At 74.3% G+C, this 26,799-nt stretch carries 23 protein-coding genes; 14 read left to right on the top strand and 9 right to left on the bottom strand.

Annotated features, from left to right (window positions below):
* Positions 1-14: 14 nt before the first annotated feature.
* Entirely contained in the window at positions 15-1,433 is a 1,419-nt protein-coding gene (locus L3X23_RS16170) for a multicopper oxidase family protein (protein WP_237192980.1), read from the bottom strand.
* A gap of 147 nt (positions 1,434-1,580) precedes the next feature.
* On the opposite strand from L3X23_RS16170, the gene L3X23_RS16165 reads away from it, so the two are divergent.
* Positions 1,581-2,810 carry a methionine synthase gene (locus L3X23_RS16165; RefSeq protein WP_237192979.1) on the top strand — a complete coding sequence of 410 codons (1,230 nt, stop codon included), beginning with the start codon at positions 1,581-1,583 and terminating at the stop codon, positions 2,808-2,810.
* Between the two features lie 13 nt (positions 2,811-2,823).
* Here the strand turns inward: L3X23_RS16165 and L3X23_RS16160 are convergent, their stop codons facing one another.
* Positions 2,824-4,185 carry a PLP-dependent aminotransferase family protein gene (locus tag L3X23_RS16160; protein WP_374204990.1) on the bottom strand — a complete coding sequence of 454 codons (1,362 nt, stop codon included), beginning with the start codon at positions 4,183-4,185 and terminating at the stop codon, positions 2,824-2,826.
* A gap of 72 nt (positions 4,186-4,257) precedes the next feature.
* Between L3X23_RS16160 and L3X23_RS16155 the strand changes: the two genes are divergently transcribed.
* Positions 4,258-5,487 carry an MFS transporter gene (locus L3X23_RS16155; protein ID WP_237192977.1) on the top strand — a complete coding sequence of 410 codons (1,230 nt, stop codon included), beginning with the start codon at positions 4,258-4,260 and terminating at the stop codon, positions 5,485-5,487.
* A gap of 2 nt (positions 5,488-5,489) precedes the next feature.
* Here L3X23_RS16155 and L3X23_RS36185 read toward each other — a convergent pair whose 3' ends face one another.
* A complete protein-coding gene (locus L3X23_RS36185) occupies positions 5,490-6,110 on the bottom strand; it encodes a TetR/AcrR family transcriptional regulator (RefSeq protein ID WP_237192976.1) in 621 nt (206 codons plus the stop codon).
* A 189-nt stretch (positions 6,111-6,299) separates the two neighbouring features.
* Between L3X23_RS36185 and L3X23_RS16145 the strand changes: the two genes are divergently transcribed.
* From L3X23_RS16145 to L3X23_RS16125, 5 genes are all read left to right on the top strand, one after another.
* Positions 6,300-6,638 carry a MarR family winged helix-turn-helix transcriptional regulator gene (locus L3X23_RS16145; RefSeq protein WP_237192975.1) on the top strand — a complete coding sequence of 113 codons (339 nt, stop codon included), beginning with the start codon at positions 6,300-6,302 and terminating at the stop codon, positions 6,636-6,638.
* A 9-nt stretch (positions 6,639-6,647) separates the two neighbouring features.
* Entirely contained in the window at positions 6,648-8,972 is a 2,325-nt protein-coding gene (gene ligA / locus L3X23_RS16140; protein WP_237192974.1) for an NAD-dependent DNA ligase LigA, read from the top strand.
* A 173-nt stretch (positions 8,973-9,145) separates the two neighbouring features.
* On the top strand, positions 9,146-9,868 hold the full coding sequence (locus tag L3X23_RS16135) for a 3-keto-5-aminohexanoate cleavage protein (RefSeq protein ID WP_093081710.1): 723 nt from the start codon (positions 9,146-9,148) through the stop codon (positions 9,866-9,868).
* Positions 9,869-10,917: 1,049 nt separating this feature from the next.
* On the top strand, positions 10,918-11,967 hold the full coding sequence (locus L3X23_RS16130) for a ferredoxin reductase (protein WP_237192973.1): 1,050 nt from the start codon (positions 10,918-10,920) through the stop codon (positions 11,965-11,967).
* 8 nt (positions 11,968-11,975) lie between these two features.
* Positions 11,976-13,127, top strand: coding sequence for an acyl-CoA desaturase (locus L3X23_RS16125; protein ID WP_237192972.1), 1,152 nt, complete (start codon positions 11,976-11,978; stop codon positions 13,125-13,127).
* A gap of 59 nt (positions 13,128-13,186) precedes the next feature.
* On the opposite strand, the gene L3X23_RS36180 is transcribed toward L3X23_RS16125, so the two are convergent.
* Together L3X23_RS36180 and L3X23_RS16115 are read right to left on the bottom strand one after the other, a co-directional pair.
* Positions 13,187-14,326 (bottom strand): CdaR family transcriptional regulator, encoded by a 1,140-nt coding sequence (locus tag L3X23_RS36180; protein ID WP_237192971.1) that lies wholly within the window; start codon positions 14,324-14,326, stop codon positions 13,187-13,189.
* 15 nt (positions 14,327-14,341) lie between these two features.
* The gene (locus tag L3X23_RS16115) at positions 14,342-15,001 is read right to left on the bottom strand and encodes an ACT domain-containing protein (RefSeq protein ID WP_093081700.1); all 660 of its coding nucleotides are present in this window, start codon (positions 14,999-15,001) and stop codon (positions 14,342-14,344) included.
* A gap of 243 nt (positions 15,002-15,244) precedes the next feature.
* On the opposite strand from L3X23_RS16115, the gene gatC reads away from it, so the two are divergent.
* The 4 genes from gatC to L3X23_RS16095 all read left to right on the top strand — a co-directional run bounded on the left by gatC (position 15,245) and on the right by L3X23_RS16095 (position 19,643).
* Entirely contained in the window at positions 15,245-15,556 is a 312-nt protein-coding gene (gene gatC, locus L3X23_RS16110) for an Asp-tRNA(Asn)/Glu-tRNA(Gln) amidotransferase subunit GatC (protein WP_237192970.1), read from the top strand.
* Positions 15,553-17,043, top strand: coding sequence for an Asp-tRNA(Asn)/Glu-tRNA(Gln) amidotransferase subunit GatA (gene gatA, locus L3X23_RS16105; RefSeq protein ID WP_237192969.1), 1,491 nt, complete (start codon positions 15,553-15,555; stop codon positions 17,041-17,043). The genes gatC and gatA overlap by 4 nt, the downstream gene beginning before the upstream one ends.
* Complete coding sequence (gatB, locus tag L3X23_RS16100) at positions 17,040-18,542, top strand: Asp-tRNA(Asn)/Glu-tRNA(Gln) amidotransferase subunit GatB (RefSeq protein ID WP_237192968.1); 1,503 nt, start codon at positions 17,040-17,042, stop codon at positions 18,540-18,542. Before gatA ends, gatB begins: the two co-directional genes overlap by 4 nt.
* A 111-nt stretch (positions 18,543-18,653) precedes the next feature.
* Positions 18,654-19,643, top strand: a complete 990-nt coding sequence (locus L3X23_RS16095; RefSeq protein ID WP_237192967.1) for a hypothetical protein — start codon at positions 18,654-18,656, stop codon at positions 19,641-19,643.
* Positions 19,644-19,678: 35 nt separating this feature from the next.
* On the opposite strand, the gene L3X23_RS16090 is transcribed toward L3X23_RS16095, so the two are convergent.
* Complete coding sequence (locus L3X23_RS16090; RefSeq protein ID WP_237192966.1) at positions 19,679-20,821, bottom strand: sorbosone dehydrogenase family protein; 1,143 nt, start codon at positions 20,819-20,821, stop codon at positions 19,679-19,681.
* 76 nt (positions 20,822-20,897) lie between these two features.
* Here L3X23_RS16090 and L3X23_RS16085 point away from each other — a divergent pair, with 76 nt between their 5' ends.
* Entirely contained in the window at positions 20,898-21,806 is a 909-nt protein-coding gene (locus tag L3X23_RS16085; RefSeq protein WP_237192965.1) for a 2-hydroxyacid dehydrogenase, read from the top strand.
* On the opposite strand, the gene L3X23_RS16080 is transcribed toward L3X23_RS16085, so the two are convergent.
* The gene (locus tag L3X23_RS16080) at positions 21,803-22,243 is read right to left on the bottom strand and encodes a PPOX class F420-dependent oxidoreductase (protein ID WP_237192964.1); all 441 of its coding nucleotides are present in this window, start codon (positions 22,241-22,243) and stop codon (positions 21,803-21,805) included. The genes L3X23_RS16085 and L3X23_RS16080 overlap by 4 nt on opposite strands.
* 103 nt (positions 22,244-22,346) lie before the next feature.
* On the opposite strand from L3X23_RS16080, the gene L3X23_RS16075 reads away from it, so the two are divergent.
* Together L3X23_RS16075 and L3X23_RS16070 are read left to right on the top strand one after the other, a co-directional pair.
* Positions 22,347-22,931 carry a DoxX family membrane protein gene (locus L3X23_RS16075; protein WP_237192963.1) on the top strand — a complete coding sequence of 195 codons (585 nt, stop codon included), beginning with the start codon at positions 22,347-22,349 and terminating at the stop codon, positions 22,929-22,931.
* A 64-nt stretch (positions 22,932-22,995) separates the two neighbouring features.
* Positions 22,996-23,781 carry a phosphotransferase gene (locus L3X23_RS16070; protein WP_237192962.1) on the top strand — a complete coding sequence of 262 codons (786 nt, stop codon included), beginning with the start codon at positions 22,996-22,998 and terminating at the stop codon, positions 23,779-23,781.
* Positions 23,782-23,909: 128 nt separating this feature from the next.
* On the opposite strand, the gene L3X23_RS16065 is transcribed toward L3X23_RS16070, so the two are convergent.
* Both L3X23_RS16065 and ilvD read right to left on the bottom strand, forming a co-directional pair.
* Positions 23,910-24,884, bottom strand: coding sequence for an aldo/keto reductase (locus tag L3X23_RS16065; protein ID WP_237192961.1), 975 nt, complete (start codon positions 24,882-24,884; stop codon positions 23,910-23,912).
* Positions 24,885-24,955: 71 nt separating this feature from the next.
* A complete protein-coding gene (ilvD, locus tag L3X23_RS16060; RefSeq protein ID WP_237192960.1) occupies positions 24,956-26,797 on the bottom strand; it encodes a dihydroxy-acid dehydratase in 1,842 nt (613 codons plus the stop codon).
* Positions 26,798-26,799: the final 2 nt, after the last annotated feature.

The raw sequence follows: 26,799 nt of genomic DNA, 5'->3' as shown, positions 1-26,799 counted from the left end.
GGTCTCCTGTCGGACTATTCCGGTGTGTTCGCGTCCCCGACGACGAAGGGGGTCGAGACCCCCGCGTACTCGAGGTGCAGGACCATCCCCGCCGCGGCGTGGGTGAGGTTGTGGCAGTGGTCCATCCAGATGCCGGGGTTGTCGGCCCGGAACGCCACGACGTACTCCTGGCCCTGCTCGACGAGCAGGGTGTCCGTCCACCACGGGCTCCCCGTGGCGGTGTCCCCGTTGCGGGACAGCACGAGCGCGTGGTGGCCGTGCAGGTGCATGGGGTGCGGGTCGGTGCCCTCGTTGCGGAGGGTCACCCGCACCAGGTCGCCCTCGGTCACCCGGATCGGCGGCAGGTCGTCGTGCAGCCTCCCGTTGATCGTCCAGCGGACGGTCGGGATCCCGCGGGAGCGGCCGACCACGGTGTCGAGCACCAGGGTCTGGTCGCTCGTGAACGGTCCGTCGGCGTCGAACGGCGTGGGCGCGGGCGTGCCGTAGTGCAGCGGGTCGAAGACCGGACCGTCCGACGGGGGCTCGGGCGCGGGACCGTCGCCCAGCACGGTCGAGGCCGCGCCGACACCGATCGCGACCGGCCCCGGTGGCGCGGTCAGCTCCACGTCGTACCGCCCGCCCGCGGGCAGCCGCAGCCGGACGTCCCGCAGGTCGGTGGGTCCGTGGACGTCCACGCCGTCGATCGCGACGACCCGGAACGGGGCCCCGGTGACCGTCCAGGTCTGGGTGTCCGAGTCGGTGTTGACCAACCTCGCCCGCACCCGGGTGCCCGGGGCGACCGCGCCGAAGGACCCCTCGACGGTCGGGATCGACTCCTGCCCCCGGCGCGGCCACGAGTGGCCCAGCAGCACCGTGTCGGCCGGGGCGGTCCCCGCGGGCTCGGCCGGTTCCACGACGAGGGCGCCGAAGAGCCCACGCGGCACGGTCGCGGCGGCGTCCTGGTGGGAGTGGTACCAGAACGTCCCGACCTGCTGCGGGCGGAAGCGGTAGACGTGCTCGCCGCCGATCGGCACAGCGTCCTGGGTGACCCCCGCGACGCCGTCCTGCGCGTTGGGGACGTCCAGGCCGTGCCAGTGCAGCGTGACGCCCTCGGGCACCGACTCGTTGCGCAGCACCACCTCGACGAGCAGACCCTGCCGGACCCGCAGCTCGGGACCCGGCGCGCGGCCGTCGAAGGTCAGGCCGTCGATCGTCGAGCCGTCCGGGAGGGTGATCGGGGCGGCGCGGGCGGTCAGGGTGAACCGGACGTCCGGCGGGCCGTCGACGGCGCCGGTCAGGTCGCTGACGCTCCGCGGTCCGGACCCGCCGTGCGGGTGGCCCGCGACCCGCGGCGACGCCACGACCGCCGCGCACGCGCCCACGCCCAGGAGCGCCGCGAGCGCGGCGATCACGGCGGTGACGAGCAGCGACGGCCGCTGCGACGTGGGGTCCACGCCGCAAGGATGGTGCCGGGGCCGCCGCTGATACAGGGTGTTTCCCACACCCGGTGCGTACGTAGTTCCCGCACCTGACCAGCGATAACGAATCGGGCACTCGGGGCGAGTCACCCCGATGGGCGGGCGGGTGTGACACTCGCGCACATGACCACGCCCGACGACCCGATGGCCCGCATCCTCGCTGCGGCCGGACTCGCGAAGGAGCCCGCGCCGCCGGCGGACGATCCGCTGGCCGCGGCCCTGGCCGCCGCCGGGCTGGCGGACGCGAAGCCGGGCGTGCCCGTCGCCCCCGAGCCGCGGTTCGAGGTCGTCGAGGAGGTCGAGGTCGTCGAGCGCGAGCTCGGCCGCTGGCCCGCGGGCGCGGCCACCGGCCTCGGGTCGCTGCCGGGCACCGATCCGCGCGCGGCCGCCGAGCTGGTCGCGGGGGAGCTGCCGCTGCTGCCGCACCTGCCCGAGCTGCCCGCCCGCGGCGTCGGGGCGGACCCGGTCGGGCGTGCGGCGGGGATGCTGGTGGACCTCGCGGTGGAGGTCGTGCCGACCGGCTGGCGGGTCACCGCGCGCCCGGGGCGCGACCACCGCCGGGCGGTCGACCTGCTGCGCGCGGACCTCGACGCCTTCGACGAGGCCTGCGACCGCACCCGTCCGGACTGGGTGAAGGTGCAGGTGGTGGGCCCGTGGACGCTCGCGGCCGAGGTCGAGCTCGCCGCCGGGCACCGGGTCCTGACCGACCGCGGCGCCGCCCGCGAGTTCGCGGCGAGCCTCACCGAGGGGCTGTCCGCGCACGTCGCGGAGGTGGCGGCCCGCACCGGGGCGCAGGTGGTGGTGCAGCTCGACGAGCCGCGGCTGGCCGCCGTCGTGGCCGGGTCGCTGCCGACGGCGTCCGGCTACGGGACGGTCCGGGCGGTCCCCGAGCCGGACGCCCAGGACGCGCTGCGCGAGCTGATCACCGCGCTCGACGTGCCCGTGGTGGTGCGGGTGCCGGGGGACCGCCCGCCGCTCGCGCTGCTGCGCGAGGTGGGCGCGTCGGGGCTGGCCGTGGACGCCACACAGCGCTCGATCTCCGGCGACACCGCCGTCCCCGCCGCGCTCGACGCCGTCGGAGAGGTCTGGGACGCGGGCCTGCCGCTGTTCCTCGGGCTGGTCCCGACCCGCGACCCGGGCCGCCCGCTGGAGACCGCCGAGCTGGCCCGCCGGGCCTACGACCTGGCCGACCGCCTCGGCTTCGACCGGGTCCGCCTCGGCGAGCTCGCCGTCCCCACCCCCGCAGGGGGCCTGGCGCGGTCCACCCCCGAGTGGTCGCGCCGCGCGATGGAGCTGTGCCGGGACCTGGCCCACGCCTTCCAGGACCCCGACGAACTCCCTCCCGACCCGTGAGTGGCGATGGTCGCTATGGCGACCATCGCCACTCACGAGGGATCTGGTGCGGTTCGACCAGGCCGACGCCCAGGGCGAGACCGTCGAGGGGCGCGTCGGCGCAGTAGCGGTCCAGCGTCTCGACGCGGACCCCGCGCGCCGCCGCCCGCGCCGCGATCTCGGCCGCGCCCTCCACGAGCACGGCCACGTGCAGGCCCGCCGCGCTCGGCAGCGGCGCCCAGGGCAGGGACCGCAGCAGGGCCTCCCGGCGAGCGGCGTACTCGTTCCGCGTGCGGCGGACGTGCCGGGCGAGCAGGCCGTCGTCGATGAAGCGGGCGAGCGCGGCCTGCGGGACGGGGTCGCCGTGCCAGTCCGTGAGCCGCCGCGCGGTGACCAGCGCGGGACGCAGCGAGGCGGGCGCGACGAGGAACCCCAGGCGCAGGCTCGGCAGCAGGGTCTTGGAGAAGGAACCGACGTAGACGACCCGGCCGTGCGCGTCCCTGGCCTGCAGCGGCTCGAGGGGGCGGTCGGCGAAGCGGTACTCGGAGTCGTAGTCGTCCTCGACGATCACCGCGCCGCGCCGCTCGGCCCACTCCAGCAGCGCCGTCCGGCGCCGCGCCGACAGCACCGCGCCCAGCGGGAACTGGTGCGAGGGCGTGACGTGCACGAGCCGTGCCCGCGCGGGCAGCCGCTCGACCACGATGCCCTCCGCGTCCACCGGCACCCCCTGCACCCGCGCGCCCAGCGACGCCCACAGCCGTCGGACCGGCGGGTAGCCCGGCTCCTCGACGGCGACCACCGCGCCGGGCTCGATCAGCACCCGTCCGACCAGGTCGAAGGCCTGTTGCGCCCCGTTCGTGACGACGACGTCCTCGGCCCCCGCCCGCAGCCCGCGGGCCAGCCCGAGGTGCCGGGCGACGGCCGCGCGCAGCCCGGCGTGCCCGGCGGGATCGGCGTACCCGGCGGGCAGCCTCGTGGCCCGCAGCTCGGCCGCGACCAGGCGCCGCCAGGAGGGGAGCGGGAAGAGCCGGGGATCGGGCACCCCCACGGTGAAGTCGGCCGTGTAGCCGCCGCTCTCCGCGGTGGGCGCCGGGCCGCGGAAGGCCTCCCGGGGGCGGGCGGCTCCGGAGGGGGCCCGGCGGGTCCGGGCCGGGCGCACGCCCGCCGCGACGAAGGTCCCCGCGCCGACCCGACCCTCGAGGAACCCCTCGGCGGTGAGCCGGTCGTACGCGGCGGTGACCGTGCCGCGCGAGACCCGGACGAGGAGGGCGAGCTCGCGGGTCGGGGGCAGCCGGTCGCCCGGACGCAGCCGTCCGTCCAGCACGGCGGCGCGGATCTGCTGGTACAGGGCGGTGGTGCGGTCCCCACGAGGGCCCGCGTCGAGCTGCCAGTCCACGCTCATTGGCCCAATCAAGTAGGCGATTCTTGGCCCTTCGACCGGGCCGCTGTCGAGCCTAGCGTCGTCCCCATGAGACCCGCCCGCGTGCTCGCCCAGGCCCAACTGGTCAACTCGATCGGAGACGGCGCCTTCTACGTCTCCTCGGCGCTGTTCTTCAGCCGCGTCGTCGGTCTGTCGGTGCTGGAGATCGGTGTCGGCCTCACCGTCGGGTGGGCGACCGGCCTGCTGGCGGGCGTGCCCGTGGGCAGGTTGGCGGACCGGCTCGGCCCCCGCCCGGTCGCGATCGTCGCGGGGCTGGTCACGGCCGTCGCGATCGGCGCGTTCCTGCTGGTCCGCGACCCGGTCACGTTCACCCTGGCCTGCTGCCTCTACGCCGCCGCCCAGACCGGGTCGGGCGCCGCGCGCCAGGCACTGCTGGCCGCGGTGGTCGCGCCCGCGGAGCGCACCGCGGTCCGGGCGCGGATCCAGGCGCTCGGCAACGCCGGGATCGGGGTCGGTGCGGCGGTCGGGGGCCTGGCCCTGCTCGTCGGCACGCCCGCCGCGTTCGTCGCGGTGTTCGTGCTCGACGCGCTCGGCTTCCTCGCCGCCGCCCTCGTGCTGCGCCGCCTCCCGCGCGGGTCCCACGCCCCCGCCGCCGCGCCCGCGCGCTCGGAGGTGCTCCGCGACGGCCCGTACGCGCTGGTCACGCTGCTGCAGGCGGTGATGCTGCTGTACATGCCGATGCTGAGCGTCGTGGCGCCGCTGTGGATCGCGACCCGCACGGCGGCCCCGGCGTGGACGGTCGCGGGCCTGTTCGTGGTGAACACCGTCGGCGTGGTGCTGCTGCAGGTGCGGGCCGGTCGTCGGGTGTCGGACGTCGCGAGCGCGAGCCGCGTGGTCCGGCGGGCCGGGATCCTGCTGCTGGCCGCCTGCGGTGCCTTCGCGGCCGCCGCGCTCGGGGCCTCCCCCTGGGTGGCCGGCGCGATCCTGCTGGTGGCGGCCGTGCTCCAGGTGGGCGGCGAGGTGCTGCTCTCCGCGGGCGGCTGGCAGCTGTCCTTCGACCTGGCCCCGGCGGGGCGACAGGGTCAGTACCAGGGCTTCTTCGCCATGGCGAGCTCGGTCGCCCGCGCCGCCGGACCGCTCCTGCTGACCGGCCTGGTGATCGGTGGCGGCGAGGGCGCCGACGACGGGCGTGGGTTCCTCGGGTGGCTCGTCCTCGGCGTCGTGTTCCTCGTGGCGGGCGCCGCGACGGGGCCGGTGGCCCGCTGGGCGGCGCACCGCTCGACGGCGTGCACGAACGACCGTTCGTGCCCGGCGTGAGGTCAGTGCGGGAGCGGGGCCTCGAGGAGGGCGAGTGCGTAGCGGGCGTGCTGCTCGGCCAACTGGCCGCGGGACAGGCGCCCGTCGGCGCGGTACCAGAGGGCGATCGCGCTGACGGTCGAGAGGATGGCGCGGGCGGCGTCGGCGGCGTAGGGCGTGCGGAACTCGCCGGACGCCGCGCCCTGCTCGACGATCGCGGCGAACACCGCCTCGGTGGCGTCGCGGCCCGCGACCAGCCGCTCGCGCTCCGGCCCCTGCAGGTAGCGCACCTCGGCGGTCGACACGAGCATCGCGAGCTGCTGGTCCACCACGTAGCCGACGTAGGCGCGGACCGCCTCGCGCATCCGGCTCGACGCGTCGTCCCCCGCATCGCGGACGGCGCGCGTGAGCCGGGCGTGGAGCTCGTCGTTCGCGTGCCGGAGCACCTCGGCGAGCAGGTGGGACTTCGAGGGGAAGTAGTTGTAGAGGTTCGACAGGCTCGTGCCCGCGCCCTTCGCGATCTCCCGCATCGAGGCGCCGTTGAAGCCCTGCGCGCCGAAGGCCGCGAGCGCGGCGTTGAGGATCGCGGCCTCGTTCCCCCGGCCGGTGTCGGCGACGAGGGCGGCCGGAGAACGGGCGTTCACGTCGCCCACTGTAGAGGTCGGGGCCGCACGTGTCGTGTGGTCAGGGCCGCACGCTCTCGGCGATCTCGACGAGCCTCCGGAGGTCGGTGCGGAGCCCGCGGGCGAGCACGATCCGGGCGCAGCGCGATCCGACACCGGTCGGGGCCGAGCGGGCGCACCTCGCGGGCGCCCTCGGCGTCGACCCCGGAGGTGGTCCGCCGGCTGCGCCGGGCGGGCGACCCCTTCACCCTCACCCCGACCGTGCTCGCCCGCACGCTGATGCTCTCCCCGGCCGCGATGACCAACCGGCTGGACCGGCTCGAGGCGGCCGGACGGATCGCGCGGCGGCTGGACCCGGACAACCGCCGCAGCATGCTGGTCACGCTGACCGCCGCGGGGCGCGCGGCGGTGGACGCCGCGGTGGGCGAGCACGTCGCGAACGAGCGGGACCTGCTCTCGGTGCTCCCCGCCGCCGATCTGGCGGAGTTGGACTCCCTGGTCAGGCGGTTGTCGGCCGCGTGGGCGGGAACTGTCGGAGAGCTTGGTTAGCCTGCCTGCGTGAGCACTCCGACCAGTAGCGTTCCGGACGAGGCGCGGGAGCGGCACGCCGCCCTGGCCACCGAGGTCGCGGACCACCAGTTCCGCTACTACGTGCTGGACGCGCCGGTCGTGTCGGACGGTCAGTTCGACACGCTCTGGCGCGAGCTGGTGGCGCTGGAGGAGGAGTACCCCGAGCTGCGCACACCGGACTCGCCCACGCAGCGGGTCGGCGGCACGTTCTCCACCGACTTCACCGCGCACGACCATCTGGAGCGGATGCTCTCGCTGGACAACGCGTTCAGCGAGGAGGACCTGCGCACCTGGGCGGACCGGGTGGTCAAGGAGGTCGGCCGCCCGCACTACCTGTGCGAGCTCAAGATCGACGGGCTCGCCGTCAACCTGCTCTACGAGAACGGGGTCCTCACCCGCGCGCTGACCAGGGGAGACGGGCGCACGGGCGAGGACATCACGCTGAACATGCGCACGCTGGAGGAGGTGCCCGAGCAGCTCACCGGCACCGCGGACTTCCCGGTGCCCGCGCTCGTCGAGGTGCGGGGCGAGGTGTACTTCCGGCTGGCGGACTTCGAGCGGCTGAACGCCTCGCTGGTCGAGGCGGGCAAGGCGCCGTTCGCGAACCCGCGCAACACCGCCGCGGGGTCGCTGCGGCAGAAGGACCCGCGGGTCACCGCGTCGCGCAACCTGCGGCTGATCTGTCACGGGCTGGGCAAGCGGCAGGGCTTCACGCCGGTCACCCAGTCGCACGCGTACGAGGCGCTGCAGGCGTGGGGCCTGCCGATCTCCACCCGCACGAAGGTGTTCACCGAGGTGGACGAGGTGGTGGCGCACGTCGCGTACTGGGGCGAGCACCGCCACGACATCGAGCACGAGATCGACGGCGTGGTCGTGAAGGTGGACGAGGTGGCGCTGCAGCGTCGGCTCGGCTCGACCTCGCGCGCGCCGCGCTGGGCGATCGCCTACAAGTACCCGCCCGAGGAGGCCACGACCACGCTCAAGGACATCCAGGTCAACGTCGGCCGCACCGGGCGCGTCACCCCGTTCGCGGTGATGGAGCCGGTGCTGGTCGCGGGCTCCACGGTGTCCATGGCCACCCTGCACAACGCGGACGAGGTGCGGCGCAAGGGCGTGCTCATCGGCGACCGGGTGGTCATCCGCAAGGCGGGGGACGTGATCCCCGAGGTGCTGGGCCCGGTCGTCGACGTCCGCACCGGTGCCGAGCGCGAGTTCGTCATGCCCACCCACTGCCCGGAGTGCGGCACCGAGCTGGTGCAGCAGAAGGCCGGGGACGTGGACCGGCGCTGCCCCAACGCGCGGTCCTGCCCCGCGCAGCTGCGGGAGCGGCTGTTCCACGTGGCCGGGCGCGGGGCGTTCGACATCGAGGGCCTGGGCTACGAGGCCGCCGTCGCGCTGCTGAAGTCCGGCGTGGTGCAGGACGAGGGAGACGTCTTCGCCCTCACCGAGGAGGACCTGCTCCAGACCGAGCTGTTCCGCACCAAGGCGGGGGTGCTCTCGGCCAACGGCAGGAAGCTGCTGACCAACCTGGAGGCGGCCAAGGACCGGCCGCTGTGGCGGGTGCTGGTGGGGTTGTCGATCCGGCACGTCGGACCCACCGCGGCTCAGGCCCTGGCCAGGGAGTTCCGCTCCATGGAGGCCATCGAGGCCGCCGCCGAGACCGCGCGGGTGGAGACCGAGAAGGCGGGCGTGGAGATCACGTCGGACGGGTCGGCGGAGGACCCGGACGCGGAGGCCTCGGGTACCGCGGGCCCCTCGGATCCCTCCGACACCTCGGACACCTCGGACACCTCGAGTGCCGAACCCGACCCGGAGGCCCTGGCCGAGGAGGCGGAGAAGGCGGCCCGCGCCGCCACCCGGGCCCAGGCCAAGGCGGTGGCGGCGGCGATCGCCCCGATCGCCGGGGTCGAGGGGGTCGGACCCACCATCGCCACGGCCGTGCGGGACTGGTTCGCCGTGGACTGGCACCGGGAGGTCGTCGCGAAGTGGCGGGCTGCGGGCGTGCGCATGGTGGACGAGGTGGACGAGTCCGTGCCGCGCACCCTCGAAGGCATGTCGATCGTGATCACCGGCTCCATGGAGGAGTTCTCCCGGGACGAGGCCAAGGAGGCGATCATGGCCCGCGGCGGGCGCGCGGCCGGGTCGGTCTCCAAGAAGACCGCGTTCCTGGTCGCGGGGGACGCCCCGGGCTCCAAGTTCGACAAGGCACGCGAGCTCGGTGTCCCCGTCCTCGACGAGGTGGGTTTCCGGGTCCTGCTGGCCGAGGGCCCCGAGGAGGCGACCCGACACGCCGAGGCCGCAGCCGGATCGTGATCGTGACCATCACTTGGGGGGATCGGCGCGCGTACCGGCCCGGCGCGCGCCGCGGCGGTGACTAGTGTGGTGCCTTCCGTTCCCCGCAGCGAACCCACCGGTCGTCGCAGTCGGCGGTCCGCCGGGTCCGAACCGTGCGGGGACGGAGCACGAACGTCGGTGAAGGAGGCACGGTGCTGCAGGCGGTCTTGAACGGTTCGCGTCCCGAGGACGCGCACCCCGCGCTGCCCGTGCTCGCCCGACACCTGGCCCGGGACGCCCGCGCGGTCGCCCGCCTCGGCGTGCAGTCCGTGCACGTCCACCCGCGGGACCCGCTGGGTCACGAGACGATCGAGCCGGTCCACGTCGGAGACGCGGTGGCGCTGATCCGGCAGGAGGCACCCGGCGTCGAGATCGGGGTGACCACCGGCCGCTGGATCCAGCCGGACCCGGCGAAGCGCATCGAGGCCGTCTTCGGCTGGGGCAGGCTCGGTGCGGGCAAGCCGGACGTCTGCTCGGTGAACGTCCACGAGAAGGGCTGGGTGGACGTCTGCAAGGCGGCCGCGCAGGTCGGCATCGGTGTGGAGCTCGGCGTCTGGACCAGCGGGGACGCGGTGACCCTGCGGCAGAGCGGGGTCCCGCCGCGCACCGTGCGCGTGCTGGCGGAGTCCACGGTCGTCTCCGATCCCGAGACCGCCGTCGCCGAGGCGATCCGCATCGTGCGCGCGCTCGGCCAGCTGCCGGTCCCGGTGCTGCTGCACGGCGAGGAGGACGGCGCCTGGCCGGTCCTCGAGTACGCGCTGCGCATGGGCGTGGACACCCGGATCGGTTTCGAGGACGTCCTGGTCCGCCCGGACGGCTGGCTGGCCACGGGCAACGACGACCTCGTCCGCTCCGCCCTCGCCATCCGCGTCTGACCCGAGCTCGTCGCGGGTGTCGCCGGGGCGCCGCGCACCCACCTCGTGACGCGTCCGAGAGTCACGCGAGCGTCATCGCCGGTGCGCTCCGGTGACGCTCGCCGTGCCCCGACCCAAGTGTCACGGGAGCGCTGTGGGCGGTGCGCTCCGGTGACGCTCGCAGGTGATCTCCCCGAGTGTCACGTGAGCGGAGTCGCGGGTGCGCTCCGGTGACTCCCGCGCGCCCCCACCCGGCGAGTGTCACGGGAGCGCTGTCGACACGACGCTCTCGTGACCTTCGCAGGTGATCGTTCCGAGTGTCACGTGAGCGGTGCTGCGGGTGCGCTCCGGTGACGCTCGGCGCGCTCCGACCCGGCGAGTGTCACGGGAGCGCTGTCGACACGACACTCTTGTGACCTTCGCAGGTGATCGTTCCGAGTGTCACGTGAGCGGTGCTGCGGGTGCGCTCCGGTGACGCTCGGCGTGTCCCCACCCGGCGGGTGTCACAGGAGCGCGGTTGACACAACGCTCTCGTGACCTTCGCGGTTGATCGTTTCGAGTGTGACGCGAGCGGTGCCGAGGTGCGTTCCGGTGGCGCTCGGCGTGTCACTCACCCGGCGGGTGTCACGGGAGCGCTGTGGGTGGTGCGCTCCGGTGACGCTCGCAGGTGATCTCCCCGAGTGTCACGTGAGCGTTGTCGCGGGTGCGCTCCGGTGGCGCTCGGCGTTTCCCCAACTCAGCGGGTGTCACGGGAGCGCTGTCGAGACGACGCTCTCGTGACCTTCGCAGGTGATCTCCCCGAGTGTCACGCGAGCGCTCCCACCGGTGCGCTCCGGTGACTCCCGGCGTGCCCCCTCACCGGCGAGGGTCACGCGAATGCGCCACCGACCGCGCTCCCGTGACACTCGCTCGTGATCGTCAGCGGGAACGTGGAGTGGGGGCGTCGGGTTCCGCCGGTGGACGCGCGTCACCAGCCGGTCGGCGCGTTGTGGGTTCGGCAACAGAAACCGGTGCCGGGCCGTGGGTCGCGCGGTGGTCACGGCGAGGTCACGGTCACTACCGTCCGTACCATGAGCATGGCAACCGGATTTCGGGGAAACCTGTGGCAGGCCGGACGGCACGCCCGGTCCCTGGCCCGGACGCTCGCCGCCCCGCTGCTGCCGGACGACGTCCTCGGCGGCCTCCACCCCCTGTGGTCCCGGCGGGCGCCGCAGGCCCGGGTGGTGCGGGTGGTGCGCGAGACCGCGGACACCACGACCCTGTTCCTGCGCCCCGGGCTCGCCTACGCGGCGCACCTGCCGGGGCAGTACGCCGGGATCGGCCTGCGGATCGACGGCGTGTGGCACTGGCGGACCTACTCCATCACCTCGCGTCCCGGCGCGTCCCTGCTGCAGGTCACGGTCACGGCCGTGCCCGGCGGTCTGGTCTCCGGGAAGCTGGCGCACGACACACCCGTCGGCAGCCTGGTGGGGATCGCCGCCCCGGAGGGCGAGTTCACCGCGCCCACCGGCAAGCCGCTGTTCGTCACGGCGGGCAGCGGGATCACCCCGGTCATGGCCATGCTGCGCAGCCACGACCTGTCGGACGCGGTGCTGGTGCACGTCGAGCGCACGCCCGAGGACGTCGTCTTCGGCCACGAGCTGCGCGCCCTGCCGGGCGTGCGGGTGATCGAGTGGCACACCTCGGCCCGCGGCCGCCCGACCCCCGAGATGCTCGACGAGCTGGTGCCCGACCGACCCGCGCGCGAGGTCCTCGCCTGCGGCCCGGCGGGCCTGCTCGACGCGCTCACCGACGCCTGGCCGGACGTCCGGGTGGAGCGGTTCCAGCCCAAGCGCGCCGACCACACCGCGGGCACCGGCGGCACGGTGACGCTCTCCGCCAGCGGGATCGTCGCCGACGTCGCGCCCGAGACGCCGATCCTCACCGCGGGCGAGGCCGCGGGCGCCCTGATGCCCAGCGGCTGCCGCATGGGGATCTGCCACACCTGCGTCGGGAAGCTCACCGCGGGCGCCGTCCGCGACATGCAGACCGGCGAGCTGCACGACGCCGCCGACCAGCCCGGCCGTCCCGTCCGGACCTGTGTCTCCGCTCCCACCGGCGACTGCACCATCAACCTGTAGGAGTCACCATGACGATGAGTGCCGCTGCGCACCTGACCGACGACCAGGTCGAGACCCTCGGCGCCGAGCTCGACGCCATCCGCGACGAGGTCCTCGCCTCCCGCGGCGAGCGGGACGCGCGCTACATCCACTCCGTGATCCGGGCCCAGCGCGGCCTCGAGGTCGGCGGCCGCGCGATCCTGATGTTCGCCAAGTTCCCGCCCGCGTGGATCGCGGGCACCGCGGCGCTGTCCGTGGCGAAGATCCTCGAGAACATGGAGCTCGGGCACAACATCCTGCACGGCCAGTGGGACTGGATGCGAGACCCGAAGATCCACTCGACGACGTGGGAGTGGGACCACGCCGACCCGGCGGAGTTCTGGAAGCGCTCGCACAACTTCGAGCACCACACCTTCACCAACATCCGCGGGAAGGACCGGGACCTGGGCTACACGGTCTTCCGGATCACCCCCGAGGAGGAATGGCGGCCGAAGCACCTGATCCAGCCGCTGACGAACGTCGGGCTGGCGCTGATCTTCGAGTACGGCATCGCGCTCTACGACATCGAGCAGGACAAGATCGCGTCCGGTGAGAAGTCGTGGGAGGAGGCCAAGCCGCAGATCAAGACGACGCTGAAGAAGATCGGGAAGCAGGCGGCCAAGGACTACGTCCTGTTCCCGCTGCTCTCCGGGCCGAACGTCGTCGCCAACCTCGCGGCGAACTTCACCGCCAACATCGTGCGGAACGTCTGGTCGCACGCCGTGATCTTCTGCGGCCACTTCCCGGACGGCACCGAGACGTTCGAGGAGGAGCGGCTCGAGGGCGAGACCCGGGGGCAGTGGTACGTCCGGCAGATGCTGGGCTCGGCCAACCTGACCGGCAGCAAGACCATGCACCTGATGACCGGCAACCTGAGCCACCAGATCGAGCACCACCTCTTCCCGGACCTGCCCAGCAACCGGTACGCGGAGATCGCGCCGCGGGTGCGGGAGATCTGCGAGCGCTACGGCCTGCCCTACAACGCGGGCCCGCTGCCGAAGCAGTACGCGAAGGTCTGGCGCAAGATCATCCGGCTGGCGTTCCCGGGCGGCCACGAGCGCTACGGCGCCGCCGTGCAGCGCCCGAAGGCCAGGGTCACCGCCCTCACCCGCAAGCGCACCCCGGCCCGCCTCGCCGCCTGAGGCCCCACCGGCCGTCCGCATCGTGGAGCCACCACAGTGGTGGCTCCACGATGCCGGGGTCAGAGGGCGCGCAGGCCCAGGGCCAGCTCCAGGCGGCCTTCGGGGGTGTCCAAGGACTCGCCGTAGGCGTCTCGCAGGCTCGCGAGGCGATAGCGGACGGTCTGCGGGTGGACGTGCAGGGCGGCCGCGGTGGCGGTGACGTCGCCGTGGGCGTCGAGCCAGGCGCGCAGGGTCTCCACGGATCGCGCCGCCGCGCCCGCGGGCAGCTCCCGCAGCGGTTCCTCGACCCGTTCGCGCAGGTCCGCGGCCAGCTCGGACGAGCCCGCCAGCAGGAGCGCGACGAGGTGGGCGTCGGACTGCAGGAGCCCGGTCTCGCCCAGCAGCCCCGCCGCGTGGACGGGCCAGGCGGTCTGCGCGCGCGCCGCGGAGCGCTGGGCGCGGGTCGCGGGCACCGGGGGGCCGAGCACGGCGCAGCGGTCCCGCACGGCGGTGGTGACGACGTCGACCCAGTCCTCCCGCACCGCGGGCACGAACGCCACGCCCGCGGGCGCGAGATCCGTCGCCACCGCGCCCGGGATCCGGGACGCGACCTCGACGGCACCCTCGATGACCAGCGCGGCGACCTTCGCCGGGACCGTCCATCCCGCGGACGACGCGAGCCGCTCCAGCTCGGCGGGCTCGACCGGCGGCTGCGCCAACATCGCCTCGACGACGGCGACCCGGCGGGCCTGCACCGACCCGGCCCGCATCGCCTCCTCCTCGGCCCAGCCCGCGACGGACGCGGCGGAGAGCTGCTCGACGTAGGAGAACAGCGCCTCGGCCAGCGCGAAGATCACCTTCGGCGGCTGTTCGGTGGCCGCGGCGCTGTCCCCGATCGTCTGCCAGATGGTGCGGGTGCCGATCTGGTAGGCCGTCTGGAGGGCGGCCAGCGTGCGGCCGTGGCGGTGCTCCACGCGTCCCAGCTCGGCGTACATCCGGGTGTCGGGCAGGTCGGTGTCCGAGCCGAGCAGCCCCACGAACTGGTCGAGGGCCACCGCCACGCCCTGGGTCAGCCGCAGCCCGAAGTTGCCCTGCAGCGGCAGCTGGTAGTCCGGCACCTCGGCCTGGACCGCGACGATGATGGCCTCGGCCGCCCCAACGACGGCGGGCCGCAATGCGGCCCCGGTCGCGGCGGGCACCCGCGACCACGGCCTATCCACGCGGCCGCTCCACGGTCAGACGCCCAGCACGGCGGCGACGATCCCCGCGAGGTGGGTCAGCCGGGCCAGCTCGGACGGGCGGAACGCCGGACCGCCCGGCCGCCCCACGACCAGCGCCTTGGGCGGCTGCGACGACCCGAACGGCGCCGCCGCCAGCTCGGTGTCCAGCGCGCTCCACGGTTCGGGCACCCAGTGCACCTCGGGGTCGACGATCATGGCCTTGTCCAGCGGCAGCCACGGCAGGTCGCCCGCGCGGGTCTCGGGGGCGGCGGAGGAGTCGGCCAGCCGGTAGGAGCGGCCCTCCTCGCGCACCGCGACGATCGCCCACCCCGCGCGGAACAGCCGCGGCACCTCCTCGGCGAGCACGGCGAGGCCGGCCTCCGGGTCGGAGGCGATGGTGTCGACGAGCTCCAGCTCGCGGTGGGTGTCCAGGCGCCCGGAGTAGGGCCGCACGGACTCCACCTGCACGCCGGGCACGGACTCGGCGGCGGTGATCAGGACGTCCGGCGGGCGGCCCGAGGGCAGCTCGATCGCGAGATCGTCCACGGCCTGGCCGTCCACCCGCTCGACCACGTCCACCCCCAGGATGTCCGCGCCCGCGCCGCCCAGGGCGGTCGCGACGGCACCGAGGATGCCGGGCTTGTCCGGAAGGACCACCCGGAGCAGGTACGACACGCCTTCAGACCTCCTTGCGACCACTGCACACCGACGGACGGCACCGGGGCGCCGCCAGGGGGAATCCTGCCAAACGCGCTCCGTAGTCGGACGATCGCGGGGGCTTGACAGGACCGTGGTCGGCCTGCCGGCGGGGCTGCGGAGAACTGTCGGCGGGCGCGAATAGACTCGGTCGCACGGCCGCGGCCCACCAACCCGCGACCGGCACGTCACCCCCCACGACACCGACGGGACCCACCCTTCATGCCCTCCGAATCCGGGGCCATCTCCCGGGACGAGGTCGCGCACCTCGCCCGCCTGGCCCGGCTCGCCGTGACCGAGACCGAGCTGGACACGTTCGCCGGCCAGCTCGACGTCATCCTCGGCTCCGTCGCCCGCGTGGGCGAGGTCGCCGCCGAGGACATCCCGCCGACCTCGCACGCGGTCCCGCTGGAGAACGTCTTCCGGCCGGACGAGCTGCGGCCCGGGCTGTCCCAGGAGCAGGCGCTCTCCGGTGCGCCCGCCGCCGAGGACGGCCGCTTCCGGGTGCCGCGGATCCTGGGGGAGGAGGCATGAGCCTCACCCGTCTCACCGCCGCCGAGCTCGCGGAGAAGATCGCGAGCCGCGAGGTCAGCGCCGTCGAGGCCGCGCAGGCCCATCTCGACCGGATCGCCGAGGTCGACGGGGAGGTCCACGCGTTCCTGCACGTCGGGACCGAGGCCGCGCTCGCGAACGCTTCCCTCGTCGACGAGCAGGTCGCCGCGGGCACCGCGCTCGGCCCGCTGGCCGGGGTCCCGCTCGCCCTCAAGGACGTGTTCACCACCGCGGACATGCCCACGACCTGCGGGTCGAAGATCCTCGAGGGCTGGCGCCCGCCGTACGACGCCACGGTCACGGCCCGGCTGCGCGCGGCCGGCATCACGATCCTCGGCAAGACCAACATGGACGAGTTCGCCATGGGCTCGTCGACCGAGCACTCGGCGTACGGCCCCACCCGCAACCCGTGGGACCTCTCCCGGATCCCCGGCGGGTCCGGCGGCGGCTCGGCGGCCGCGCTGGCCGCGTTCGAGGCCCCGCTCGCGATCGGCACGGACACGGGCGGCTCGATCCGCCAGCCCGCGGCCGTCACCGGCACCGTGGGCGTCAAGCCGACGTACGGCGGGGTGTCCCGCTACGGGCTCGTGGCCTGCGCGTCCTCGCTGGACCAGGGTGGGCCGTGCGCCCGCACGGTGCTCGACGCGGCGCTGTTGCACGAGGTCATCGCGGGCCACGACCCGCTGGACTCCACCTCGATCGACCGGCCCGTGCCGTCCGTCGTCGAGGCGGCGCGGATCGGGGCGCAGGGCGACCTGTCGGGCCTGCGGGTCGGCGTGGTGACGGAGCTGGGCGGCGAGGGCTACCAGCCCGGCGTGCGCGCCTCGTTCGACGCGGCGCTGCAGCGGCTCGAGAAGCTCGGCGCGGAGGTCGTGGAGGTCTCCTGCCCGCACTTCGAGTACGCCATGGCGGCGTACTACCTGATCCTGCCGTCGGAGGTGTCCTCCAACCTCGCCCGGTTCGACGCGATGCGCTACGGCCTGCGGGTCGACGAGGGCGCCTCCGCCGAGGAGGTCATGGCGGCGACCCGCGAGGCCGGGTTCGGCCCCGAGGTCAAGCGCCGGATCATCCTCGGCACCTACGCCCTGTCGTCGGGGTACTACGACGCCTACTACGGCCAGGCCCAGAAGGTCCGCACGCTGATCAGCCGGGACTTCTCCGCGGCGTTCGCGAAGGCGGACGTGCTGGTCAGCCCCACCGCGCCCACCACGGCGTTCCCCCTCGGGGAGAAGGTGGACGACCCGCTGGCCATGTACCTGAACGACCTGGCCACCATCCCGACCAACCTCGCAGGCGTGGCGGGCATGTCCGTGCCGTCCGGGCTCGCGGAGGAGGACGGGCTCCCGGTCGGGCTGCAGATCATGGCGCCCGCGCTGGGCGAGGCCGTGATGTACCGCGTCGGCGCCGCGTTCGAGGCGTCGCGCACGGCGGACGAGGGTGCCCTGGTGGCTCCGGAGGTGGCTCGATGACTGCCCCTGCTCTGGTCGACTACGCAGACGTCGTGGCGCGCTACGAGCCGACGCTCGGCCTCGAGGTCCACGTGGAGCTGTCCACGAACACCAAGATGTTCTGCGGCTGCGCCACGACCTTCGGCGCCGAGCCGAACACCCAGGTCTGTCCGACCTGCCTCGGCCTGCCGGGCTCGCTGCCGGTGGTCAACCGCACGGCCGTGGAGTCCGCGATCCGGATCGGGCTGGCGCTGAACTGCTCGATCGCCCCGTGGGGCCGCTTCGCCCGGAAGAACTACTTCTACCCGGACATGCCGAAGAACTTCCAGACCTCGCAGTACGACGAGCCGATCTGCGTCGACGGGTACATGGACGTCACGCTGGACGACGGCGAGGTCGTGCGGGTGGGCATCGAGCGCGCCCACATGGAGGAGGACACCGGCAAGTCGCTGCACGTGGGTGGGGCCACCGGTCGCATCCACGGCGCGGACTACTCGCTGCTGGACTACAACCGCGCGGGCGTGCCGCTGATCGAGATCGTCACGAAGATGATCCCGGGCACCGGCGAGCGGGCGCCCGAGGTGGCGCGGGCGTACGTCACGCAGCTGCGGGACCTGATCAAGTCGCTCGGCGTGAGCGACGTCCGGATGGACCAGGGCTCCATGCGGTGCGACGTGAACCTGTCGCTCTCCCCGGCGGGCTCCGGGGTCCTGGGCACCCGGACCGAGACGAAGAACGTCAACTCGCTGCGCTCGGTCGAGCGGGCCGTCCGGTACGAGATGTCCCGCCAGGCGGGCGTGCTGGACGCGGGCGGCGAGATCGTCCAGGAGACCCGGCACTTCGAGGAGCAGTCCGGCACCACCCGCGCGGGGCGGCGCAAGGAGACCTCCGAGGACTACCGGTACTTCCCGGAGCCCGACCTGGTCCCGATCGCGCCCTCCGAGTCCTGGGTGGAGGAGCTCCGGGGGACCCTCCCGGAGAAGCCGTGGGAGCGCCGGGCCCGGTTGCAGGCCGAGTGGGGCATCTCGGACGAGGAGCTCCGCGACCTGGTGAACGCGGGGGCCATCGACCTGATCTCCGACACGGTCGCCGCGGGCGCCCCGGCCGGGGAGGCCCGCTCGTGGTGGGTCGCCTACCTCGCGCAGCAGGCGAACGCACGGGGCGTGGAGCTGGCCGAGCTGCCGATCACCCCGGCGCAGGTCGCCCGGGTGATCGCGCTGGTCGCGGCCGGTGACCTGAACAACAAGCTGGCCCGACAGGTCGTCGACGGGGTGCTGGCGGGCGAGGGCGAGCCGGACGAGGTCGTGGAGTCCCGCGGCCTCACGGTGGTGAGCGACGACGGTGCGCTGATCGCCGCGGTCGACGAGGCCCTGGCCGCCCAGCCGGACGTCGCGGACAAGATCCGCTCAGGCAAGGTCCAGGCCGCGGGCGCCATCGTCGGCGCGGTCATGAAGGCCACCCGCGGCCAGGCGGACGCCAAGCGGGTCCGCGAGCTGATCATCGAGCGGGTCGGCAGCTGACGCTGCCCGTGCGTGGTAAGTGGTGCCAGAGCACCACTTACCACTCACGACTTGTCCACAGGGCCTGCTGAAGCGGCCCGGGACACCCGGGTCGTGCCCGATGCTTCGGGCATGTCGGTTCGGACCTCCCACCCCGCGCTCGTCCTCCCGCCCCGGGTCGACCCCGTCGCCGTGGCGGCGCTCCTGCGGAGCCAGCACGGCGCCGTCGCGTCCGGGCAGCTGCACGAACTCGGCATGACGCGCAGCGCGATCACCGCCCAGGTCGAGGCGGGCCGCTGGCGCTGGTGGCTGCCCCGGGTCTACGTCGTCGGGACCACGGCCCCGCGACGGGCGACCCGGATCGCCGCGGCGCTGCTCTACGGCGGGCCGCCCGCGGTGCTGAGCCACCGGACGGCGGCGGAGGAGTGGGCGATGGTCCGGCGGGAGCCGGGTCCGGTACACCTCACCGTGCCGTACGGGGCGTCCGCCGTGTCGCAGGTCGATCGCGTCGTCGTGCACCGGTCGCGGGCCATGGACCACATCGTGGTGCCGACGGAGCCGCGGCGGACCGCGCGTGCGGACACGGCCGTGGACCTCGCCGTCGAGGAGCCGGACGCACGGGCGGCCCGGCGCCTGCTGATCTCGCTGATGACGGGTGGCCGCCTCCGTCCGGTGGACGTGGAGATCCGCCTGGCGGAGCGGTCGCCCCGGAGGTACCGACGGGCGCTGCGGAGCGCGGTGCAGGCGGTCCGCGAGGGCGTGCACTCCGCCCTGGAGGACCTCTACGTCGTGGAGGTGGAGCAGGCGCACGGGCTCCCGACCGGCGGCAGGCAGATCCCGGTGTCGGTCGACGGGGTGGTGCTGTGGGAGGACGTCACCTACGACCGGACCCGGCTGCCGCTCACCGTCCGGCTGGACGGGCGCACGCACCTGCAGGCCGGGCGCGCGTTCCGGGACCGTCGCCGGGACAACGCCGCCGAGCTCGCCGGGCGTTCGAGGCTGGTCTTCGGGTGGGACGAGACGAACGCCGACCCCTGCGGCGTCGCGCAGGAGGTCGCGTCGGTGATGCGGCGGCTCGGCTGGGGAGGGTCGCCGCGGCCGTGCCCGCGCTGTCCGTCGTGAGCGGTGCCGGAGCGCCACTCGCCGCGCACGAGCCGTCAGGCCCGCGACGCGCCCCCGCCGGAGGGCGGCTGGATGCGGATGACCCGGTCGTCGGAGGGGACGGGGGTGCCGCCCGCCTTGTTGCTCGTACCCAGCCACAGGAGGCCGTCCGAGCCGAGCGTGGCGGCGGTGAGCCGGCCGTAGACGCCCGTCAGGAGGGTCTCGGGGGCGCCGGTGAAGCTGCCGTCCGCCGCGGGGCGCAGCACCGACAGGGCGGTGGCGCGTTCGAGGGCCACGGCGATCACGCCGGGTCGGGCCATGCACCCCGCGACGCCGGGGCGGTCGGGCCAGGTCCAGGCGGGCGGCCCGAGCGGTCCGGGGCGGACGCGGTAGAGGACGTCACGCGAGCCGGCCCGGTCGGTCACCCAGGCCGACTGGGTGGTGGCGTCGGTGCAGATCCCGCCGGGCGCGGCCAGCCCGGTGCCCAGCACCGGAGAGGCCGGGTCCGGGTTCGCCGGGGCCGGGCGGCCGAGGGTGTCGATCCGCAGGACCTTGCCCGCGAGCGACTCCGGCGGCGCCCCGCCCGCGTTGCCGGTGGCCACGAGCAGGGTGTTGCCCGCGTCGACCCCGAGCGCCCCCGCGTTGCCGGACGGTCCCTTCGGGATCCCCGTGAGCACGGGCTTGGGCGGTTCGTGCGGCGCCAGCCGCAGCACCCGGTTGTCCTCGGGCGTGGTCGCGTACGCGTAGACCAGCTGGTCCTCGGCGTAGGTGGGGGAGAGCACGAGCCCGGTCAGCCCGCCGCCACCGGTGGTGTCCACCGGCACGGTGTTGACCAGCACCGGCTCCTTGTCCCGCTCCACCCGCAGCACCCGCCCGGTCGCCCGCTCCCCGACGAGCGCGGCCTGGCCGTTCGGCAGCACGGCGACGGCGCCCACGGGGTCCAGACAGGTCGCGACGACCTGCGGGTCCGGATCGACGCACCCCGCGGCGACCTGGGGGCCGCCCTGCTGCGGGCTGCCGCCCCCGCCGCCGGAGTCCCCGTCGCCCTCCTGCGGGTCGGCGACCGACGGCGGCCCGCCGAGCTCGCCCTGACCCTCGATCTTGTCCTGCCAGTCCCGCGGACCCTCGTCCGGGAAGCTCGCGCACCCGGCGAGCAGGCCGAGCACCGCGATCAGAACGATCAACAGGTGGCGGCGCACGGAACCAGGCTAGGCAGCCGGAGGTGTGTCAGCCGTCAAAGCGGGGTCCCGGGACCGGGTCGATTACCGTCGGGGCATGACCGTGGTGCTGGTCCCGAACCGCCGGGGCGTCGAGGCGTTGTCCGATCTGCCCGTCCGCGCGGTCCAGTACGACCCGAAGGGCGAGCTGCCCGAGGAGGCGGCGGAGGCCGAGATCCTCGTCGCGCCGCTGGCCGCCGACGAGGCGGCACTCGCCCTCCCCGCGCGGCTCCCGAAGCTGAAGCTGGTCCAGATCCTGACGGCGGGTGCGGAGGCCTGGCTGCCGCGGCTGCCCGACGGCGTCGCGCTGTCCGACGGCAAGGGCGCCCACGGCGGCGCCACCGCGGAGTGGGTGGTCGGGGCGCTGCTCGCGGTCTACCGGGACTTCCCCGCGTTCGTCCGTGCGCAGGACCGCGGCGTGTGGGACTCCCACGGCACGGAGGGGCTGTTCGACAAGCGCGTCCTCGTGGTGGGGGCGGGGGACCTCGGGGAGCACGTCGTGCGCAGGCTGACCCCGTTCGACGTCCGGACCACCCTCGTCGGGCGGCGCGCGCGAGCGGGCGTGCACGGCGTGGACGAGCTGCCCGGTCTGCTCCCGGACCACGATGCGGTCGTCCTCGTCATCCCGCTGACGGACCGGACCCGCGGCCTGGTCGACGCCCGGTTCCTCGCCGCCATGCCGGAGGGCGCGGTGCTCGTCAACGCCGCCCGCGGCCCCGTCGTCGACACCGACGCCCTGCTCGCGGAGCTGACGGCGGGCCGGTTGCGCGCGGCCCTCGACGTCACCGACCCGGAGCCGCTGCCGGCGGGCCACCCGCTCTGGAGCGCGCCGGGCCTGTTCCTCACCCCGCACGTCGGCGGCGCCGCGCCCGGGGGCCTGGACCGCGCGATGCGGGTGGCGCACGAGCAGATCGCGGCCTACGTGCGGGGTGAGGAGCCGCCCAACCTGGTGCGGGACGGCTACTAATCCTCGGTGCCGACGTCGTTGCTCTGGTCCACGACGGTCTGGCGCTCCGGGGTGATCCACAGGATCACCCGCTCGGACTTGATCATCTCGGGCGGGTAGTCCTGCCCGTTGTACTTCTGCGACAGCTCGTCGATGTGGCTGCGGGCCTCGTCGCCGGTGGTCGTCTCATCGACCCGGCCGCGGACCTCGGCGTAGCGGTAGGGGTTCTGCTCGTCCCGGATCAGCACGGTGATCCGGGCGTCCCGCTCGAGGTTGCGCGCCTTGGCCCGGTGCGTCTCGGTGTTGAGGACGAGCCGCCCGTCGCGGACACCCACCCAGATCATCTGGTTCTGGATGCGCCCGCTGGGGAAGACGGTCGCGACGGCGGCGAAGTTCGCCCCCTCCGCCAGCGCGCGGGTGTCGGGGTGCAGCTCGGATCCGTTCCGGGTGTCGGCCATGCCGGGCGGCTGCCCGCTCCCGGTCGGGGCAAACCCCGATCTTCACCCTGAACACGCCCGGCGGCAGCCCCGTGAGCAGGCGACTCGCCGATACGCTGCGGCCATGAGCGAGCCCACGCGCCAGTTCGACATCGGCACCCTCGGCGGCACGACCCCGCCGCAGGACACGCGGGAGAACCGGCGGCCGGTGGCGTGGAACAGCGGCGCCGACCTCGGCATGCTGCTGCTCCGGCTCGGCGTCGGCGGGTTGTTCCTGGCGCACGGTGTGCAGAAGGTGTTCGGGCTGTGGGGCGGGCTGGGACTCGACGAGACCGGCAGGATCATCGGCGACTACGGCTTCTCCTCGGCCTCCACGCTCGCCTGGGCATTGGGTGTCGGCGAGCTCCTGCTCGGTGCGCTGCTGGTCGTGGGCCTGTTCACCCCGCTCGCCGCGGCCGGGCTGCTCGCGGTCAAGGCCGCCGCGATCACGGTGAAGTGGGGTGGTCCCTTCTTCGCGGCCGACGCGGTGAACGCCATGGAGCTCGACGTCGCCCTGGCCGCCGGTGCCGCCGCCCTGCTGTTCGTCGGCGCGGGCCGCATCGCCCTGGACAACGGGCGGACCTGGCAGCGCCGCCCGCTGCCGTGGGCGCTGCTGTGCCTGGTCGTCGGCGCGGGCGTGGCCGTGGGCGTGCTGTTCGGGCTGCGGTGAGCGCCGCGGCTCCGCCGCCCGTGCGTGGCGAGTGGTGCTCTGGCACCACTTGCCACTCACGACCGTGAGCTGGCTCGCCGCCGTCGGACGACGGCTGGGCGGGACCGCCGAGATCGTCACCCGCACCCCGTTGTCGGGCGGGTACGCGAGCGGCGCGGTCGAGCAGGCGACGCTGCGGGTGGGGGACCGGGACGTCCTGGTGGTGCTGAAGCCGAGCGACCTCGTCGAGGTCGCCGCGCTGCGGGCGATCGCGGTCGTCGACGGCGTCGTCGTGCCCCGGCTGCTGCACCCCGACCCGCTGGTGATCACCTGGGTGGAGGAGGGGCCCGGCGACCCGCTGCGGACCCTCGCCCACGTCCACCGGCACTGGTCCCGCAACCGTCCGCGCGGGGTCCCGGTGGTCGACGCGGCGTGGTGGCAGGCGCTGTGTGCGCGCACCACGGTCTCGCTGCGCGGCAACGGGTACGCCGCCGACCGGGTCGAGACGTGGGCGACCGACGAGCGGATCGGGCACGCGCTCGCCGTCCTGCCGAAGACGCTGTGTCACGGCGATCCGCACCGCGGGAACCTGGTGGGGGACACGCTGATCGACTGGGGCAACGCGCGGGTCGCCCCGGCGGGCCTGGATCTCGCGGTGCTGCGCGCCGAGGGCGGGACGGATCTCACGACCTACCGGGAGGTGCTCCCGGAGGGCCCGCACGCCGCCGTCGAACGGGAGTGGGCCTGGGCCCACGCACACGTCCAGTACCTGGGCTTCGCCGCCGACCACCTCGGCGCGGACCGGGTCGCGGAGATGCTCGACGAGGCGTCCGGCGCCCTGGCCCGCCTCGGACCCCTCCTACGGTCGTGAGTGGTAAGTGGTGCCAGAGCACCACTCCGCCCACCCACCCCGCGGCTCCGCCGCTGCCGTCCCCCGGCCCACCCACCCCGCGGCTCCGCCGCTGCCGTCCCCCGGCCCACGCACGGGCGCGTCAGCGCTCATCTTCCCACGTTCCGCTGCAGATGCTCCGGGTAGCGTGCGCCCGCCACACCGGCGGCGACGGCGTCGAGCTCCTCGACGTCCTCCGGGGCCAGCTCCAGGGTCGCGGCCGCGACGTTCTGCTCCAGGTAGGTGCGGCGCTTGGTGCCCGGGATCGGCACCACGTGCTCGCCCTTGGCCTGCACCCACGCGAGCGCGACCTGGCCCGCGGTCACCCCGCGCCGGGCCGCGACGGCCTGGACGGTCTCGACGATCGCCAGGTTGGCGGCGAGGTTGTCCTCGGAGAAGCGGGGGAGGGTCGCCCGCATGTCGCCCTCGCCGAGCTGGGCGGTGGAGGTGATCGCGCCCGTCAGGAAGCCGCGGCCCAGCGGCGAGAACGGGACGACGCCGATCCCCAGCTCGTCGCACGTCGGGACGATCTCCGCCTCGAGCTCGCGGGTCCACAGCGACCACTCGCTCTGCAGCGCCGTGACCGGGTGCACGGCGTGGGCCGCGCGGATGGTGGCGGCGCCCGCCTCCGAGATGCCCGCGTAGCGGATCTTGCCCGCCTCGACCAGCTCGGCGAGCGCACCCCACGTCTCCTCGATCGGGACGGAGTGGTCGACGCGGTGCTGGTAGTAGAGGTCGATGTGGTCCACGCCCAGCCGCGCGAGGGACTCGTCGCAGCACTGCGTCACGTACGCGGCGTCCCCCCGCGCCCCCTGGACGCCGTCCGTCCGGACGATCCCGAACTTGGTGGCCAGCACGACCTCGTCCCGCCGGTCCTTGATCGCCCGGCCGACGAGCTCCTCGTTGACCCCGGCCCCGTACACGTTGGCGGTGTCGAGCAGCGTGACGCCCAGGTCCAGGGCGCGGTGGATGGTGGCGATCGACTCGGTGTCGTCCCCGGCGCCGTAGGACTGGGACATGCCCATGCACCCGAGTCCCTGTGCGGAGACGGTCAGGGCGCCGAGCGTGCGGGTGGGAAGGCTCATGTGATCGAACCTATGCCCGACCCCCTCGTGAGTGGCAATAGTCGCCCGGGCGACCATTGCCACTCACGGGTTCAGGGGACGTGGCGGACGGCGCCGGTGTCCGCGGACGTGGCCATGGCGGCGTAGGCGCGCAGGGCCTTGCTGACCACCCGGTCCCGGTCCTTCGGGGTCCAGGGGCGCTCGCTCGCGTCCATCTTCGCGCGCCGCTCGGCCAGGACCTCGTCGTCGACGAGGATCGACAAGCTGCGCTCGCGGACGTCGATCAGGATGCGGTCGCCGTTCTCGACGAGGCCGATCGCGCCGCCGGCCGCGGCCTCGGGCGCCACGTGCCCGACCGAGATCCCGCTGGAGCCGCCGGAGAAGCGGCCGTCGGTGACCAGCGCGCACTTCGCGCCCAGGCCCGCGCCCTTGAGGAACGCGGTGGGGTGCAGCATCTCCTGCATCCCCGGCCCGCCCGCGGGGCCCTCGTAGCGGACCACGAGGACGTCACCCGGCTTGATCGTCTTGTTGAGGATGACCGAGACGGCCTCCTCCTGGCTCTCCACGACCAGGGCCGGGCCCTCGAACCGCCAGATGTCCTCGGGGATGCCCGCGGTCTTGATCACCGCGCCGCGCTCGGCCATGTTGCCGCGCAGCACCGCCAGCCCGCCGTCCGCGGTGTAGGCGTGCTCCAGGTCCCGGATGCACCCGCCCGCGGCGTCCGTGTCCAGCGAGGACCAGCGGTTGTCCGTGGAGAACGCCTGCGTGGTCCGCACCCCGCCGGGCGCGGCGTGGAACAGCTCGACCGCCTGCTCCGACGGCGACTCGGCCCGGATGTCCCACTCGGCCAGCCACTCCTCCAGCGACGGCGAGTGCACCGAGTGGACCCCGGTGTTCAGCAGGCCGGCCCGGTAGAGCTCGCCCAGCAGGGCGGGGATGCCACCGGCCCGGTGGACGTCCTCCATGTGGTAGTCCGAGTTGGGCGAGACCTTCGACAGGCACGGCACCCGGCGGGAGACGGCGTCGATGTCGGCGAGGGTGAAGTCGATCTCGCCCTCCTGCGCGGCCGCGAGGATGTGCAGCACCGTGTTGGTGGACCCGCCCATCGCCACGTCGAGCGCCATCGCGTTCTCGAACGCCTCCCGGGTGGCGATGCTGCGCGGCAGCACCGACGCGTCGTCCGACCCGTACCAGCGCTCGCACAGCCGCATGACCGTGCGCCCGGCCTCGAGGAACAGCTCGCGGCGCGCGGAGTGCGTGGCCAGGGTGGAGCCGTTGCCCGGCAGCGAGAGCCCGAGGGCCTCGGTGAGGCAGTTCATCGAGTTCGCGGTGAACATGCCCGAGCAGGACCCGCAGGTCGGGCAGGCCGAGCGCTCGACGGCGGCCAGCCCGTCCTCGTCGACCACGGAGGACGCGGACGCCGAGATCGCGGTGATCAGGTCGGTCGGCGCCTGCGCCACACCCCCGACGACGACGGCCTTGCCCGCCTCCATCGGCCCGCCGGAGACGAACACCGTCGGGATGTTGAGCCGCATCGCGGCGTTCAGCATGCCCGGGGTGATCTTGTCGCAGTTGGAGATGCAGACCAGCGCGTCCGCGGCGTGCCCGTTGACCATGTACTCGACCGCGTCGGAGATGACCTCGCGGGAGGGCAGCGAGTAGAGCATGCCGCCGTGGCCCATGGCGATGCCGTCGTCGACGGCGATGGTGTTGAACTCGCGCGCCACCCCGCCCGCGGCCGTGATGGCCGACGCCACGAGGTCACCCATGTCCTTGAGGTGCACGTGGCCGGGCACGAACTGGGTGTAGGAGTTGGCGATCGCGACGATCGGCTTGCCGAAGTCGCTGTCCCCCATGCCGGTGGCGCGCCACAGGGAACGGGCTCCGGCCGCGTTGCGGCCGTGGGTGGTGACTCGGGAACGAAGGGCCGGCATTG

The organism is Pseudonocardia sp. WMMC193 (assembly GCF_021728735.1).
GTDB lineage: Bacteria > Actinomycetota > Actinomycetes > Mycobacteriales > Pseudonocardiaceae > Pseudonocardia > Pseudonocardia oroxyli.
The sequence above is the reverse complement of the archived record's forward strand: the minus strand, read 5'-3'. Positions and strand labels throughout refer to the sequence as shown.